The 15,228-nt window shown below is 72.3% G+C and carries 15 protein-coding genes, 1 tRNA gene and 1 pseudogene; 7 read left to right on the top strand and 10 right to left on the bottom strand.

Going from position 1 to position 15,228, the window contains the following annotated elements; genetic code table 11:
- The first annotated feature begins 3 nt into the window (after positions 1 to 3).
- The 3 genes from ACODR5_RS03395 (at position 4) to ACODR5_RS03385 (ending at position 2,440) form a co-directional block, all read left to right on the top strand.
- Positions 4 to 972, top strand: a complete 969-nt coding sequence (locus ACODR5_RS03395) for a DNA-3-methyladenine glycosylase family protein (protein WP_488982733.1) — start codon at positions 4 to 6, stop codon at positions 970 to 972.
- An 88-nt stretch (positions 973 to 1,060) separates the two neighbouring features.
- A complete protein-coding gene (locus tag ACODR5_RS03390) occupies positions 1,061 to 1,255 on the top strand; it encodes a hypothetical protein (RefSeq protein WP_449853537.1) in 195 nt (64 codons plus the stop codon).
- A gap of 360 nt (positions 1,256 to 1,615) precedes the next feature.
- A complete protein-coding gene (locus ACODR5_RS03385) occupies positions 1,616 to 2,440 on the top strand; it encodes an aggregation-promoting factor C-terminal-like domain-containing protein (protein ID WP_488982732.1) in 825 nt (274 codons plus the stop codon).
- Between the two features lie 13 nt (positions 2,441 to 2,453).
- On the opposite strand, the gene ACODR5_RS03380 is transcribed toward ACODR5_RS03385, so the two are convergent.
- Genes ACODR5_RS03380 through ACODR5_RS03365 form a run of 4 tightly spaced genes read right to left on the bottom strand, consistent with a single transcriptional unit; the run spans position 2,454 to position 6,288 of the window.
- The gene (locus ACODR5_RS03380) at positions 2,454 to 3,209 is read right to left on the bottom strand and encodes an iron ABC transporter ATP-binding protein (protein ID WP_488982731.1); all 756 of its coding nucleotides are present in this window, start codon (positions 3,207 to 3,209) and stop codon (positions 2,454 to 2,456) included.
- Positions 3,206 to 4,219: an iron chelate uptake ABC transporter family permease subunit gene (locus ACODR5_RS03375; RefSeq protein ID WP_488982730.1), complete on the bottom strand. Its 1,014-nt coding sequence runs from the start codon at positions 4,217 to 4,219 to the stop codon at positions 3,206 to 3,208. Before ACODR5_RS03375 ends, ACODR5_RS03380 begins: the two co-directional genes overlap by 4 nt.
- The gene (locus ACODR5_RS03370) at positions 4,209 to 5,231 is read right to left on the bottom strand and encodes an ABC transporter permease (RefSeq protein WP_488982729.1); all 1,023 of its coding nucleotides are present in this window, start codon (positions 5,229 to 5,231) and stop codon (positions 4,209 to 4,211) included. Before ACODR5_RS03370 ends, ACODR5_RS03375 begins: the two co-directional genes overlap by 11 nt.
- Positions 5,232 to 5,262: 31 nt before the next feature.
- On the bottom strand, positions 5,263 to 6,288 hold the full coding sequence (locus ACODR5_RS03365; RefSeq protein ID WP_488982728.1) for a siderophore ABC transporter substrate-binding protein: 1,026 nt from the start codon (positions 6,286 to 6,288) through the stop codon (positions 5,263 to 5,265).
- 120 nt (positions 6,289 to 6,408) lie between these two features.
- Between ACODR5_RS03365 and ACODR5_RS03360 the strand changes: the two genes are divergently transcribed.
- Positions 6,409 to 7,206 carry a siderophore-interacting protein gene (locus tag ACODR5_RS03360; protein WP_488982727.1) on the top strand — a complete coding sequence of 266 codons (798 nt, stop codon included), beginning with the start codon at positions 6,409 to 6,411 and terminating at the stop codon, positions 7,204 to 7,206.
- 12 nt (positions 7,207 to 7,218) lie between these two features.
- Here ACODR5_RS03360 and ACODR5_RS03355 read toward each other — a convergent pair whose 3' ends face one another.
- A complete protein-coding gene (locus ACODR5_RS03355) occupies positions 7,219 to 8,055 on the bottom strand; it encodes an aldo/keto reductase (protein ID WP_488982726.1) in 837 nt (278 codons plus the stop codon).
- Positions 8,056 to 8,089: 34 nt separating this feature from the next.
- Between ACODR5_RS03355 and ACODR5_RS03350 the strand changes: the two genes are divergently transcribed.
- Positions 8,090 to 8,680, top strand: a complete 591-nt coding sequence (locus ACODR5_RS03350) for a DnaJ family domain-containing protein (RefSeq protein WP_488982725.1) — start codon at positions 8,090 to 8,092, stop codon at positions 8,678 to 8,680.
- A 16-nt stretch (positions 8,681 to 8,696) separates the two neighbouring features.
- On the opposite strand, the gene ACODR5_RS03345 is transcribed toward ACODR5_RS03350, so the two are convergent.
- Together ACODR5_RS03345 and ACODR5_RS03340 are read right to left on the bottom strand one after the other, a co-directional pair.
- Positions 8,697 to 10,364, bottom strand: a complete 1,668-nt coding sequence (locus ACODR5_RS03345; protein WP_488982724.1) for an alpha-amylase family protein — start codon at positions 10,362 to 10,364, stop codon at positions 8,697 to 8,699.
- Positions 10,361 to 11,326, bottom strand: coding sequence for a TIGR03885 family FMN-dependent LLM class oxidoreductase (locus tag ACODR5_RS03340; RefSeq protein ID WP_488982723.1), 966 nt, complete (start codon positions 11,324 to 11,326; stop codon positions 10,361 to 10,363). The genes ACODR5_RS03345 and ACODR5_RS03340 overlap by 4 nt, the downstream gene beginning before the upstream one ends.
- A 351-nt stretch (positions 11,327 to 11,677) precedes the next feature.
- On the opposite strand from ACODR5_RS03340, the gene ACODR5_RS03335 reads away from it, so the two are divergent.
- Complete coding sequence (locus tag ACODR5_RS03335) at positions 11,678 to 12,109, top strand: MarR family winged helix-turn-helix transcriptional regulator (RefSeq protein ID WP_488982722.1); 432 nt, start codon at positions 11,678 to 11,680, stop codon at positions 12,107 to 12,109.
- Between the two features lie 87 nt (positions 12,110 to 12,196).
- Here ACODR5_RS03335 and ACODR5_RS03330 read toward each other — a convergent pair.
- The 3 genes from ACODR5_RS03330 to ACODR5_RS03320 all read right to left on the bottom strand — a co-directional run bounded on the left by ACODR5_RS03330 (position 12,197) and on the right by ACODR5_RS03320 (position 14,431).
- Positions 12,197 to 12,269: transfer RNA gene (locus ACODR5_RS03330), tRNA-Arg, on the bottom strand.
- A 58-nt stretch (positions 12,270 to 12,327) separates the two neighbouring features.
- Complete coding sequence (locus tag ACODR5_RS03325) at positions 12,328 to 12,921, bottom strand: asparagine synthase (protein WP_488982721.1); 594 nt, start codon at positions 12,919 to 12,921, stop codon at positions 12,328 to 12,330.
- Between the two features lie 76 nt (positions 12,922 to 12,997).
- Positions 12,998 to 14,431, bottom strand: coding sequence for a glyceraldehyde-3-phosphate dehydrogenase (locus ACODR5_RS03320; protein WP_488982783.1), 1,434 nt, complete (start codon positions 14,429 to 14,431; stop codon positions 12,998 to 13,000).
- A gap of 258 nt (positions 14,432 to 14,689) precedes the next feature.
- Between ACODR5_RS03320 and ACODR5_RS03315 the strand changes: the two are divergent.
- Positions 14,690 to 15,228 (top strand): annotated as a pseudogene (locus ACODR5_RS03315) (hypothetical protein); the annotation flags it as partial.

Here is a 15,228-nt window from a genome sequence, read left to right as displayed (position 1 = left end):
GGCATGATCCCGGCCGCCGCGCTCGCCCCGCGTCACGCGACGCGCACGCGCGACCCCCGGCCCGATCCGGGTCCACGGCTCGAGGGCGAGTACCGGCCGCGCGGCGAGCTCGACCTCGTCGCCACCGTCGCCGCGCTGCAGCGCGGACCGGGCGATCCGACACAGACGATCGACGGGCCCGTGCTCTGGCGCGCGACACGAACCCCCGAGGGCGTCGCGACGCTCGCGTTGCGGCAGGCGGCCGACGGATCGGTGCGGCTGGCGGCCTGGGGGCCCGGGCGCGAGTGGGCCATCGCACAGGCCCCGGCGCTGTGCGGCGCGGGCGACGATCCCTCGTCCTTCGAGCCGCGCCTGCCCTGGATCGCCGAGGCGCACCGCCGCCACCCCGGGCTGCGGATGGCGCGCACCGAGCTGCTCTTCGACGCGCTCGCGCAGGCGATCACCGAGCAGAAGGTCACGCTGCGGCAGGCGTTCGGCGCGTGGCGGCGGATCGTCACCTGGTGCGGCGAGCGCGCCCCCGGGCCCACGCCGGTGCCGATGTTCGCCCCTCCCGCACCGGAGGGCTGGCGGCGCGTGCCCTCGTGGGCGTGGCACCGCGCGGGGCTCGAGCCGCCGCAGGCCCGCACGATCGCCGAGGCCGCCGCGCGGGCGGCCTCGCTCGAGCGCGCCGCGTCCGCCGGCCGGCTCGACGCCGCGCTCGGCAGTCTGCGCGGCATCGGACCGTGGACGATCGCCGAGACGCGGATCCGGGCCCTCGGCGATCCGGACGCCGTGAGCGTGGGCGACTTCCACCTCGCGCATCACGTGGGCTACGCCCTCACCGGCGCGCGCACCGACGACGCCGGCATGATCGAGCTGCTCGAGCCCTGGCGCGGGCACCGGCAGCGCGTCATCCGCCTCATCTACGCCGCCGGCCGGGCCGAGCCCCGGCGCGGCGCGCGCCTGCACATGGAGGACCACCGCGACCGCTGACGCGAGCCCACGACCGCCGCGACGGCCGCGCCGAGGACGGCCGCGCCGACCCCGCCCGCCGGCCGCACCGAGCCCGTAGCCTGGGGGCATGACCCGCTCCCGCACCCTGCTCCTCGCGCTCGGCGTGCTGGCCCTCGGCGTCGTCATCGGCGTCATCCTGCAGAACGTGCTGCTCGGGGCACTGCTGGGCCTCCTGGGCGCCCTCGCGATCTTCCTCGCGTTCGAGAGCCGCCGCGGCCGCAACGCCGGCGTGAACGACGAGGACAAGGGCATCGAGCTCTGAATTCCGCCCCTGATCGGGCCTCTCAGCGAACTCGGAGGTCACCGGTCAGGCGTCTTGTTATCCGTTCGTTACGCAAGATACCGGATCCCGCCCGATCCGCATGCTGACGCGGATCGGGGGCGATTCGACGGATCGCGGCCGGGGCGAATCGCCGTGGGACCAGGAGTTACGCTCTCACGCCACGTCCAGGTAAACGCCGGGTGGCGCTCAGGTTGCGACTGGCAGGGTCGTCCGGTCGTACCCGATCGCCCGCGCTTCCCGATGCGCGGGGCCGCCGAACCGAAGAGCGGCCACCGTCCTGGCGGGACCCGAACCCGCCAGGGCCCTCGACGCGGGTGCCCTGAACACGACACGGACCCGATGCTCCACACGCTTCCCCACGCCACGCCCATCACCACCCCGCGACGGCCCCGGCGCTCGCACCGCGGCCGCTTCCTCGCCACCGCCGCGCTCGGCGCCGCGCTCCTCGTCACCGGCACCGCCCTCACCGCGCAGGCCCAGACGCAGGCCGCGCAGGCCGAGGCCGCCGCCGCGACGCCCGCTCCCGACGCCCCCGAGCTGTCGATCCCGGCCCGCGTCGCCGACGAGGCCGAGTCGACGCTCGCCGAGGCGAACGCCGTGCTCGAGACCGCGGTCGACGGCGTCGACACCGGCGAGCTGCGCGATTACGTGCACAAGCTCAGCAACTACGACCAGATGCCGCAGGTCACGGTCACCGGCCTCGTCGACGCCGCCTCGCAGGAGGCGCAGGAGGTCGTCGCCCAGACCGCGCAGGTCAAGGCCGACGCCGCCCGCGAGGCCGCCGAGGCTCAGCGCGCCGCCGAGGAGCAGGCCGCGGCCGAGGCCGCCGCCGCGCAGGCCGCCGCCGTCGCCAGCACCCCCGAGGGCGCCCAGGCCGCCGCGCGCGACATCGCCGCGTCGCAGTACGGCTGGGGCGCCGACCAGTTCGGTTGCCTCTACAACCTCTGGATGAAGGAGTCGGGCTGGAACCACCAGGCCATGAACCCCTCCAGCGGCGCGTACGGCATCCCGCAGTCGCTGCCGGGATCGAAGATGGCCACGGTCGGCGCCGACTGGCAGACCAACCCCGTCACCCAGATCCGCTGGGGCCTCGACTACATCTCGCGCGCCTACGGCACCCCGTGCGCCGCCTGGGGCCACTCGCAGTCGGTCAACTGGTACTGAGCCCGACCGCCCGTCAGTCCCAGAGGACGACGCGGCGCCCGTTGAGCTGCTCCACGCGCACGGGGGTCTCGTAGAGCTCCACGAGCTTCGGGACCGTGACGACATCCTCCACGGGGCCGTGGTGCAGGACGCGGCCGTCGCGCATCGCGATGATCGTGTCGGCGAACTGCGCCGCGATGTTGATGTCGTGCATCACGACGACGATCTTCAGCCCGCGGTCGTCGGCCAGGTCGGCGATGAGCTTCATGAGCGCCACGGCGTGCTTGGGGTCGAGGTTGTTGAGCGGCTCGTCCAGCAGCACGTACTCCGTGTCCTGCGCGAGGGCCATCGCCACGAACGCGCGCTGACGCTGCCCGCCCGAGAGCTCGTCGAGGAAGCGGTGGCGGTAGGGCTGCAGGTCGAGGTCGTCGATCGCGCGCTCGATGTGCGCGCGGTCGTCGACCGTGAGGCGCCCGCCCGAGTGCGGGAAGCGCCCGAACTCGACGAGATCCTCCACCGTGAGCCGCGCGGACACGTGGTTGTCCTGCCGCAGCACCGCGATCGTGCGGGCGAGCTCACGCGAATCCGCCTTCGTCACGTCCCGCCCGTCCACCGTCACCGTGCCCGCATCGGGGCGGATCAGTCGGCCGACGAGCCCGAACAGCGTCGACTTGCCGGCGCCGTTCGGCCCGATCAGCGCGGTCACGCCCGCGTCGCCGAACGAGACCGTCACGTCGTCGAGCACGGTCGTGTGTCCGTAGCGCTTGGTGGCGCTCTCGAGCGCGATCATCGCGCCCCCTTTCGCAGCACGAGGAAGAGGAAGAACAGGCCGCCGACGAACTCGATGATGGTCGACAGCGTGGCGCCGAAGTCCAGCACCTGCTCCAGCAGCAGCTGACCGCCCACGAGGCACAGCACGCCCAGCAGCACGGCCGTCGGCAGGGTCCACACGTGGCGGAACGATCCGGCGTACGCGTACGCGAGGTTCGCCACGATGAGCCCGAAGAAGAGGATCGGCCCCACGAGCGCCGTCGAGGCGGCGACCATGACCGACACGACGAGGAAGAGGATCATCACCGTGCGCCGGTGATTCACCCCCAGACCGACGGCGGCCTGCTCGCCGAGGGTGAGCACGTCGAGCGTGCGCAGCAGGGGCAGCAGCGCGGCGACGCCGCCCGCCACGAGCACCGCCGTGAACAGCAGCAGCGTGGGATCGGGCTTGGTGAGCGAGGCGAACATCGCGTCGGCGACCACGTCGAAGTCGAGCGGATCGAGCATGCGCTGCATCCACTCGGTGAAGCTGCGGAAGAACGTGCCGAGCACGATCCCCACGAGCAGCATGAGATGGATCGAGCGTCGCTTGCCGCCGAACATCCACGTGAACAGGAACACGCTGAAGCCGACCATCACGGCGACCTGGATGAGCCACATCACCCAGCTGTCGGCACGCAGGAAGCCCACGGAGCCGAACAGGAACACCGTGAGGGTGACGATGAGGCCGAAGAACGCGTCGAAGCCCATGATCGACGGCGTGAGGATGCGGTTCTGGGTGATCGTGTGGAACACGACCGTCGAGACGCCCACGGCCACCGCGACGACGATCATCGTCAGCACCGACAGCCCGCGGATCTGCAGGCCCAGCAGCAGCACGCTCGGCGGTAGATCCCACAGCAGGTAGAACGCGATCACGGCCGCCACGGCGGCAGCGAGCACGCCGAGGCGCACGGCCGGGCGGGCCCACAGGGCGGCCAGCGGCGCGCGCGCCGGGGCGGAGACGGCGGCGGGGGTCTCAGTGAGCACGCGAACGCCTCCTCAGCAGCAGCCACAGGAACAGCGCGGCGCCGATGACGCCCACGATCACCGACAGCGGGATCTCGTACGGATGCCGCAAAGTGCGGGCCAGGATGTCGCACGCGACGAGGAAGACGGCGCCCAGGCCCGCGACCCACGGGATCGAGCGGCGCACGTTGTCGCCGATGATGAGGCTCACGACATTCGGCACGACGAGGCCGAGGAACGGGAGCATGCCGGCGGTGACGAGCACCGCGGCGGTGATGACGGCCGTGACGACCATGCCGATCGCCACGACGCGGCGGTAGTTCAGCCCGAGGTTCGTCGCGAACTCCTCGCCCATGCCGATGACGCTGAAGCGATCGGCCGCGAACCAGGCGACGACCACCATGGCCGCCGCGAACCAGACGAGCTCGTAGCGCCCCGTCATCACGCTCGCGAAGCTGCCCTGCGCCCACTGCCCGAGCGACTGCAGCAGGTCCTGGCTGTACGCGAAGAAGGTCGTGACGGCGCCCACGACGCCGCCGAGCATGATGCCCACGAGCGGCACGAGCACGAGGTGCCGCACGGGCACGCGGCGGATGACGCGCAGGAACACCCACGTGCCGGCGAGGGCGAAGGCCGAGACGACGACCATCTGCAGCATGACGGGCATGCCGGGCCACAGCAGCAGGATCATCAGCATGCCCAGCGAGCCGAACTCCGTCACGCCCGTCGTCGACGGCTCGACGAACTTGTTGCGCACGAGCATCTGCATGATGAGGCCCGCGATGCCGAGCGAGGCGCCGACGAGGACGAGGGCCACGGTGCGCGGGACGCGGCTGGCCAGCAGCAGGAACATGCCGTGGCCGTCGGCGTTCACGCCGCCGGTGAGCGAGACGTCGCTCGAGGCGCCGATGAACAGGCTCAGCGCCGAGAGGGCGACGAGGAGCACGCCGATGAGCACCCCCACCCACGTGCGCCGGGATCGGCGTGCGGGGGCGGGGGCGCTCGTCAGCGAGGTGGCCGGGGCGACGGCCATCACAGGAACCGCATGAGTTGCCGGCGGCGCCTTACTCGGCGATCTGCATGACGTCGTCTGTCATGATCTTCGTCGTCTCGATGCCGCCGAACACGATGTACCAGGCCACCGGGTCGAGATACACGATGTGGCCCTCCTGCGCGGCCGTCGTCTGGTTCACGATGTCGTTGTCGAGGATCGCGGCGGCCGACTCGCTCGATCCGCTGTCGCCGCCCGTGGCCGTGTTGCGGTCGATCACCCAGAGGTAGTCGGGGTCGGCCTCGAGCAGGAACTCGAACGAGATCGGCTCGCCGTGGGTGGCAGCCTCGATGTCGTCCATCACCGGCTGCACGCCGAACACGTCGTAGATCAGCCCGCCGCGCAGGTTGCGGCCGGAGTAGTCGCCCAGCGAGGGCTTGAGCGCCGAGATGCCGTCGCCCGAGACCATGACGCCGAGGCCCGTGCCGGCCTCGGCCGTGACGGCCTTGGCCTCCTCGATGCCCGCCTCGAGCTCCTCGATCGCCGCGGCGGCCTCGTCCTGGGCCCCCAGCACCTCGCCGAGGAACGTGACGTTGCGCTCGAGGGTCTCCTCGAAGGAGCCCTGCGACGACATGTCGATGGTCGGGGCGATGTCCTTCAGCTCGTCGTAGAGCGCCGCCGAGCGGCCACCCAGGATGATGAGATCCGGCTCCTGCTCGGCGATCGCGAGCACGTCGGCCTCGAAGAGCGTGCCGGCGTTGAACGCGTCGTCGGCCAGGCCGTCCTCGAGGTAGTCGGGCACGGAATCGAGCGGCGCGCCGGCGACCTCGCCGCCCAGGCTCGTCCACGTGTCGAACGACGCCATGTCGAAGATGACCACCTTCTCGGGGTCGCGCGGCACCTCCACGCTCACGTCCTCGTACGCCGGCTCCTCGTCCTCGCCCGCGGTGTTGAACGCGAAGTCCCACACGAGCGGCTCGGCGGTGCCGGGCTCGGGCGTGCCCTCCGGCGCGGAGGCGTCGGCGGCCGCGCAGCCGGCGAGCGCGAGGGCGGACGCGGCGACGATCGAGAGCGTCGCGAGCGGGCGGGTGGTCTTCATGGGCATGCTCCTATCGGGAGATGCGCGGTATCAGCCGCGGCTCCGTCGGTGAGGGGGATCAGCGGATCGGGATTCGGACATTCCCGTCCGACCCGCTGCTGGTTAGGCTAACCTAACCATATGCCGCTGTCGAGCACCGCCCCCGCGTCCGCCTTCGCCCTCGAGCGGGAGCCGCAGGAGCTGAGGTTCCGCGCGACGCGCCTCGTCTCGCGCGAGGCCATCACGCGGCACTACCTCCGCATTCGGCTGCAGGGCGACGACCTCGTCGGCTTCGGCCCCGCGGGACACGACGACCACATCCGCGTCTTCTTCGGCGGCCCCGAGACCGCCGACGCCCCGTTCGGCACCGTCGAGGAGCTGCGCGCGCTGCCCAGCCGCGAGTTCACGCCGCTGGCCTGGGGCGACGACTGGCTCGACCTCGAGTTCGCCGTGCACGGCGACGAGGGCGTCGCGGGCGTGTGGGCGGCGACCGCCCCGCTCGGCGCGATCGCCGGCGTCGGCGGCCCGCGCGGATCGATGCGCATCGCGGGCACGCCCGACGGCTGGCTGCTGGCGGGCGACGAGACGGCCGTGCCGCAGATCCGCCGCTACGCCGCGCTCATCCCCGAGGGCGCGGACGCCCGCATCCTCGTCGAGGTCGCGGATGCCGCGCACGAGATCCCGATCGACGCCCCCGTGCGCGTGGAGTACGTGCACCGCGACGGCGCCGCGGAGGGCCGGGCCCTCGCCGCCGCGCTCGATGCCGTCACGGCCGAGCAGCGCCCGGCCGGCTCGGTGTTCGGCTTCGTCGCCGCCGAGCAGTCCATCGTCAAGCCCGGCCGCGCCCTGCTGTGCGACCGGTGGGGCCTCGGCCCCGAGCAGATCGTCGTGAAGGGCTACTGGAAGCGCGGCGACGCCGGCTACCACGCGCCCCACTGAGCCGATCCGGCGCTACATCTCCTCGTGCGTGTCGGGGTCGCCGTCCCAGATGCGCCCGCGCTCGAGCGCCGAGATGGCGGCGACCTCGTCGTCCGTCAGCTCGAAGCCGAACACGTCGGCGTTCTCGATCTGGCGCGTCGGATCGGACGACTTGGGGATCGGCGTGGCGCCCAGCTGCACGTGCCAGCGGATGACCACCTGGGTGGGGCCGACGCCGTGCGCCGCGGCGATGTCGTGCAGCACCGGCTCGGCGAGCAGGTCGCTGCGGCGACCCAGGGGGCTCCAGCTCTCGGTGCGGATGCCGTGCTCGGCGTGGAAGGCGCGCAGCTCGGCCTGCGGGAAGTACGGGTGCAGCTCCACCTGGTTGACGGCCGGCACCACGCCGGTCTCGTCGATGAGGCGCTGGAGCATGGGGATCGTGAAGTTGGACACGCCCACCGACGCGACCACGCCCTCGTCGCGCAGCGCGATCATGCCGCGGAACGTGTCGACATACTTGTCCACGCGCGGATTGGGCCAGTGGATGAGCAGCAGGTCGATGCGGCCGAGGCCCAGCGTCTCGCTGGAGGCCCGCCCGCTGGCGATCGCCTCGTCGTAGCCGTGGTGGCGGCCGGGCACCTTCGTCGTGACGATGATCTCGTCGCGGTCGATGCCGCTGCGTCGCACGGCCTCGCCGACCTCCCGCTCGTTGCCGTAGTTCACGGCGGTGTCGAGCAGGCGATAGCCGCCCGCGATGCCGGATTCGATCGCGGCGATGCCGTCGTCTCCGGTGAGCTTGTAGGTGCCGAGGCCGATCTGCGCAAAGGGCCGTCCGTCGTTGAGCGCGATGCGAGGGATGTCGATGGCCATGCCCCGACCCTACGCCTCGTCGTACCGTGGAGGCATGGCCGCGCGAGACGACGACGCCACCGGCGAGGCGGAGGACCCGCGTCTGGCCGCCCTGCGCTACCGGCTCGAGCGCGACGGCGTCATTCCCCGCGAGGACGAGCCCGAGCCGCGCCGATCCGGCCCCCAGTGGTCGACGGCCGAGGAGCGCGCGGCGGTCGTCGAGCAGGCGATCCAGCAGGCGATCCGGCGCGGCGAGTTCGACGACCTGCCCGGCGCGGGCAAGCCGATCGAGGGGCTCGGCGAGCGGCACGATCCGGACTGGTGGGTGCGCCGCAAGATCGAGCGCGAGCAGCTCACGGGCCTCGGCCCGCCGGCCCTGGCGCTGCGCGTGGAGCACGCGGAGTTCGCCGAGCGCCTCGACGCGCTCACGCACGAGCGCGACGTGCGCGAGTACGTCGAGGACTTCAACCACCGGGTGCGCGAGGCGCGGCTGCAGCTGCTGGGCGGCCCACCCGTGGTCACCCCCGAGCACGACGTGGAGGCCGAGCTCGAGGCGTGGCGCGAGCGGCGCGCCGAACGCGCCCGCGCCGCCGCCCGCGCTCGCGCGCAGGAGCCGCCGCGGCGCCGCTGGTGGCGGCGGCGCTGACGGGCCGCGTCGCGCCCTACGTGAGCCGGCCGTCGCCCGGTCGCGAGACGCGCAGCCAGCGGTAGCCGTAGGCGGGCAGCTCCAGCTCGACCTCGCCCTGCTCGCCCACCTCGAGCCGCTCGGCGCCCAGCAGGTCGACGAGCGAGACGCCGTCGGGCTCCCCCTCGAGGCGGAACCGCGTGACGGCGGGCTCGTCGGCGAAGTTGTGCACCGCGATCATGCGGCCCAGATCCGCCGTCAGCGAGTGCACGAGCACGGCGGGCGCGTCCTGCTCGATCACCTCGAAGTGGCCCCACCCGAGCTCGGGCGACAGGCGGTAGCGCGAGACGAGGGCGCGGAAGAAGTGCAGCAGCGAGCCCGGATCCTCCAGCTGGTCGGCCACATTCACGTGCTGCGGCCCGTACCCGCCCTCCGGTGGGCGCGACGCAAGCCGCCGCGGCGGCGCGCTGGAGAACCCGCCGCCCCGCTCGGGCGACCACTGCATGGGCGTGCGCACCGCGTGCCGGCCCGGCAGGTCGGGGTTCTCGCCCATGCCGATCTCCTCGCCGTAGAACAGCACGGGCGTGCCCGGCAGCGTGAACAGCAGGCTGTACGCCATCCGGATGCGGCGCGGGTCGCCCTGCAGCATCGGCGGCAGCCGGCGCACGATGCCGCGGCCGTACACGCGCTGCCCCTCATCCGGCGCGAGCGCCTCGAACACCTCCTGGCGCTCGCCCTCGGCGAGCTGATCCAGCGTCAGCTCGTCGTGGTTGCGCAGGAAGTTGGCCCACTGCGTCTCGACGGGCAGCTCGGGGCGGGAGCTCAGCGTCTCGACGAGCGGGGCGGGATCCTGCCGCACGAGCGAGAGATAGAGCCGCTGCATGCCGGCGAAGTCGAACTGCATCGTCAGCTCCTGGCCGTCATCGTTCGCGCCGAAGTACGCCACCTGCTGCTCGTACGGCAGGTTGACCTCGCCCAGCAGCACGGCCTCGCTCGAGCGCCGCTGCAGGAAGCGGCGGATGTCGCGCAGGAAGTCGTGCGGATTGGCCATGTCGGCGCCCTCGGGCACCTCGAGCAGGAACGGCACGGCGTCGACGCGGAAGCCCGACACCCCCAGCTCCAGCCAGAAGCCGACCGTCTTGGCGATCTCGTCGCGCACGCGCGGGTTGGTCACGTTCAGGTCGGGCTGGTGCTCGTAGAAGCTGTGCAGGTACCACTGCCCCGACTTCTCGTCCTTCGTCCACACGCCGTCGGCCTCGCCGGGGAAGACGGGGTTCTGCTGCCCCTCGGGCGGCGGATCGTCGCGCCACACGTAGTAGTCGCGATACGGCGAGTCCACGCTGCGCTTCGCGGCGACGAACCACGGGTGCCTGTCGGACGTGTGGTTGATCACGAGGTCGACGATCACCCGCATGCCGCGATCCTTCGCCGTGCGCACCACCTCGACGAAGTCGCCGTGGCTGCCCAGGCGCGGGTCGATGCCGTAGAAGTCCGTCACGTCGTAGCCGTCGTCCTTGCGGGGGCTCGGGTAGATCGGCATGAGCCACAGGCACGTCACGCCGATCTGGGCGAGGTAGTCGATGCGGGCGGCGAGCCCCTGCAGGTCGCCCACCCCGTCGCCGTCGGAGTCGACGAACTTCTCCACGTCGAGGCAGTAGATGACCGCCGACTTCCACCACAGGTCGCTCGTGTCCGTGAGCCTCATGTCCGTTCCCTCAGCAGGGGCAGGATGTCGGACTGCGCGGCCGCGAGGAAGTCCGACTGGTCCTGCCCGACGTGATGCAGATAGACGCGGTCGAATCCGATCCGCGTGAGCTCGGCGACGCGCTCGGCCAGCTCGCCCGCGTCGCTCGCCACCATCACCGCCTCGCGCAGCGCCCGCTCGTCGACCTCGCCGACGGCGGCGTCGAAGTCCTCGGGCTGCTCGATGTCCCAGCACCGCGGCGGCGAGACGAGGCCGTTGCGCCACTGATCCCGCGCGATCGCGAGCGCGTCGGCGTCCGACGCGGCCCAGCTCACGTGCACCTGCAGCACGCAGGGGCCCGATCCCCCGGGCGACCGGTAGGCGTCGACCACCCGGCGCAGCGCGTCCGGCGCCTGGGCGACGGTCGCGAGCCCATCGGCCCACGACGCGGCCCAGCCCGCGGTCTCCGGGCTCGTCGCGGCCGCGAGGAACGGCGGCGCGACCTCGGGCCGGCTCCACAGCCGCGCGCGGTGCACGGTGACGCGGCCGTCGTGGCTGACCTCCTCGCCCGCGAGCAGCCGGCGCATGACGTCGGCGCTCTCGCGCAGGCGCTCGTTGCGCTCGTCCTTCGGCGGCCACGGGTCGCCGGTGACGTGCTCGTTCATCGCCTCGCCGCTGCCGAGCGCCGCCCAGAACCGGCCCGGGAACATCTCGCCGAGCGTCGCGATCGCGTGCGCGAGCACGACGGGGTGGTAACGCTGCCCGGGCGCCGTCACCACGCCGAACGGGAACCGGGTCTGCGCGAGCGCAGCGCCGAGCCAGCTCCAGGCGAAGCCGGACTGCCCCTGCCGCGGGCTCCAGGGCGCGAGGTGATCCGAGCACATCGCGCCGTCGAACCCGACCTCCTCGGCGCGGGCCACGTCGTCGAGCAGAGCGCTGGGCGCGATCTGCTCGTGCGAGGCGTGGAATCCGATGAACACCATCGGCCCGATGATTCCGCGCCGCGAGCGGTGGCGGAACCCCCTTTCGCGCGTCGGTCGGGATGCGCTAACGGGCGGCGGGACGCACGCCGCTCCGTCGATCGGAACCGCTGCACCGACCTTCGGGTTCCGATGAACATCCGGTGAATGTCACAGAAAAGTAACGCCGGAGCTTCCCTCCGTTACTTATCCGTTATAGAGTCCTCATCACGGAAGCCGTTTGCTGTGGCGGTGACCGCATGTGATTGCAGGACACTCTTGGTGCAAGGGACAAGGGGCCGGTCGGATCCTCACCGACCGGCCCTTTCCCTTGCCCGGGGAGCGCCGGCGGTCGCCTTGGATACAGTTGAATACATGGCTGATCGCAGGCTCGCCGTCGAGGCGTGGGAGAACCTCTTCCGCGCGCAGCACGAGATCTTCGCGCTGCTCGAGGGCGACTTCGACGGCGCCGCCCTCACGCAGCCCGAGTACGACGTGCTGCTCACCGTCGTGCGCTCCCCCGACCGCACCGCGCGTCTGCGCGAGGTGACGGCCAACATGCTCATCAGCCAGCCGAGCGTCTCGCGCCTCGTGGACCGGATGGTCACGCGCGGCCTCGTCACGAAGGCGCCGGATCCCGACGACGGGCGGGGATCGCTCGTCACCGCCACGGAGGCGGGCGAGCGGGCGTTCCGCGCGATCGCGACCCGCCACGGCAAGCACATCGCCGACCGCATGAGCGCGCTCAGCACCGACGAGCTGAGAATGCTGAAATCTCTCACGCAGAAGCTGCGCGACTCCCTGTAGATCCAGGGGAGGTGCGGCTTCGAGCCGGGAGACGACGAAGGCCCGGTTCCTCAGGAACCAGGCCTTGTCTACTGTCTCAACACAGTGTGCGCCCGAAGGGACTCGAACCCCTAACCTTCTGATCCGTAGTCAGATGCTCTATCCATTGAGCTACGGGCGCAGTTTCCGCTGCCGAAGCAACCTGTCCATAGTACATCACGCGTCGGCGCCTCGCGAAATCAGGCCGACTCCGCCGTGCCCTCCTCGTCGGGCTCCGCGCCTTCCCGGGCGCGCCGCCGCGCGCGGGCGTCGGCCGAGAGTCGCTGCAGATCGACCAGACGCAGCGCCTGCATGCGCGCGTCGCGCATCCGGGCGTAGTCGGGGTCCTGATCGGGGCGCATGCCCTCGATCCGCAGCCGACTGTCGAGGTTCTGCTGCACATCGTGCCACGCAGCGTCGCGCGCGGCCTCGACGAGCGCGCGTACCTGGTCGGGGGCCTCCGCCCGCTCGCGCAGCTGCTTGGCCACGCCTGCGGCCTGCCGGGCGCGGCGCCGCAGGTTGCGCACGTCGCGGTCGCGGTAGTCGTGCGTGCCGTGCGGCTGCGAGTGCTTCCCCCACGCGCGCTTGCGGGCGGCGGTCATCGCCTCCGACACCTGCTCCTGCTCGTCGGCCAGCTGCGACAGCGCCTCGCGGGCGGTCGGCGCGAAGAGCTCGGGATCGAAGTTGCCGCCCAGCGAGATCGTGCTCACCAGGATGCGGTTCTTCACCTGCAGCCGCGCCGCGGCGAGCGCGATCGCCACACCCTCCGCGATGGCATCGGCGTTGCGTCCCACGAGCCCTCCCCTATCCCCTCCCAGGGTAGTGGAGTGCGTCCGCGCGCCCACCGGGAACCGCCCCGAGCCGGGCCCGTCAGACGGCGGCCGACACCGTTTCGGGCACGGCCTCGACCGCCACGGGATCGCGCTCGGGGAGCACCACGGGGTGGGCCCCCGCCATCCGCTCGAGCACGCGCACGACCTGGCACGAGTAGCCGAACTCGTTGTCGTACCAGACGTAGAGCACGACGTTCTCGTCGCCGTCCGCGACCGTGGCGAGCCCGTCGACGACGCCGGCCCTGTTGCTGCCGACGAAGTCGCTCGAGACCACCTCGGGCGATTCGATGTAGTCGATCTGCGGGCGCAGCGGCGAGGTGAGCGAGGTCTGCCGCAGGTGCGCGTTGATCCCGTCGCGGGTGACGGCGCGCCCCAGCCTCAGGTTCAGGATGGCGAGCGAGACGTCGGGCGTCGGCACGCGGATGGCCGATCCCGTGAGCTTGCCCTTCAGCTGCGGCAGCGCCTTCGCCACGGCCTTCGCCGCCCCGGTCTCGGTGATGACCATGTTGAGCGTCGCGGCCCGGCCCCGCCGGTCTCCCCGGTGGAAGTTGTCGATCAGGTTCTGGTCGTTGGTGAACGAGTGCACGGTCTCGACGTGCCCGCGCTCGATGCCGTAGGCCTCGTCGAGCACGGCGAGCACGGGCGTGATGGCGTTGGTCGTGCACGAGGCGGCCGACACGATCGCGTCGCCCGGCGCGATGTCGTCGCCGTTCACGCCGGCGACGATGTTCTTGATGGCACCCTTGCCCGGGGCCGTCAGCAGCACGCGCGCCACGCCCCGCGACCGCAGGTGCTGCCCGAGCCCCTCCTCGTCGCGCCAGCGCCCGGTGTTGTCGACGACGATCGCGTCGTCGATCCCGTACCTCGTGTAGTCGACGGCGGCGGGATCGTCGGCATGGATCACGTGGATGAGGGTGCCGTTGGCGAGGATCGTCTGGTTCCGCTCGTCCACCTCGATCGATCCCCGGAACGCGCCGTGCACCGAGTCGCGGCGCAGCAGGCTGGCGCGCTTGCGCAGGTCGGCGTCGCCGCCCCCGCGCACGACGATCGCGCGCAGCCGCAGCCCGGACGCCCGGCCGGCGTGCGCGATGAGGATGCGCGCGATGAGGCGGCCGATGCGCCCGAAGCCGTAGAGCACCACGTCGGTCGGCGCGGGCGCCTGGGCCCCGACCACCTCAGCCAGCTCGACGCGCAGGAAGTCGGCCAGGGCCGCGGGCTCGTACGAACCGCCCTGCGCGTCGAACCGGGCGATGAGGCGGGCGATGTCGATCGATGCGGCACCGAGATCGAGGCTCTCGAGCGCCTCGAGCACCGCGAGGGTCTTGGCCGGATCGAGCGCCTCCTCGTCCGTCTGCCGCGCGAAGCGATGCGCCTTCAGGATGTCGACGGGCGAGCCGCCCACGAGGCGCCGGCCGTGGATCGAGGGGACGACGCCGTGGTCGCGGTGCAGGCGCCCGATCACGGGGATCATCCGCTCCGCGAGCTCCTCCCGCGCGGTCCACGCCGACTGCTGCTCTTCGTACGCGCCCACGTCACTCCTTCGCTTGTGGCGATCTGCGTTGCCAGCCTAGGAATGCCGGGCGCCGTCTTGCCGCCGCCGGTGCGCGCAAGAACCGGGGTTCTTTCGCAGGACGCAAGGGAATCGGATCCGGGTGCCCGGGGAGCGACGCCGTAGGCTTAGGGGGAATATCGCAAGGCCCGCTCGCGGGTCGCGTCCGAGGGGGATCACATGCAGTACGTACCCACGTGGCCGGTCATCGCCGCGCGCATCGACGCGACCGGAAACGGCGTGCTCACGATGAACGACACCGAGCACCCGATCGCCACGGACTCCGCCGAGAACGCCCGCCGCGAGGTCGTGCGCTTCTGCGCCGAGACCGCCCAGCGCCTGCAGCGCCCCGTGCGCGTCACGGTCGAGGAGCCCGACGCGACGTGGCCGCTCATCGTGCACCCGGACGGCAAGGTCGACGCGGCCGAGGAGCCCGTCGACGAGCCGGCGCCCGTCGTCGCCCCCGAGCAGGGCCAGGGCGAGGCCGACGGCTCGGCGTTCGCCGGCCCGCGCCGCTCCAGCCACCTGCCCGCCGACACGGCCGGCACGCCGGTCACCGCGCCGCCGCGCGGGCCCGAGCCGATCCAGGACGCCGACGCCCCCGCCGTGCCGGTCGATCCGGCCTCCGCCGCGGCCCAGGCGCCCGAGCCCGCCGCCCCCGCGCCCGCCCCGGCCGCCGCGCCGGCCGCCACCACCGCCGACGAGGCGCAGGCAGCCGA

Source organism: Microbacterium sp. FG3 (genome assembly GCF_057809335.1).
Note: the sequence above shows the minus strand (reverse complement) of the source record. Positions and strands in the feature narration are given on the sequence as shown.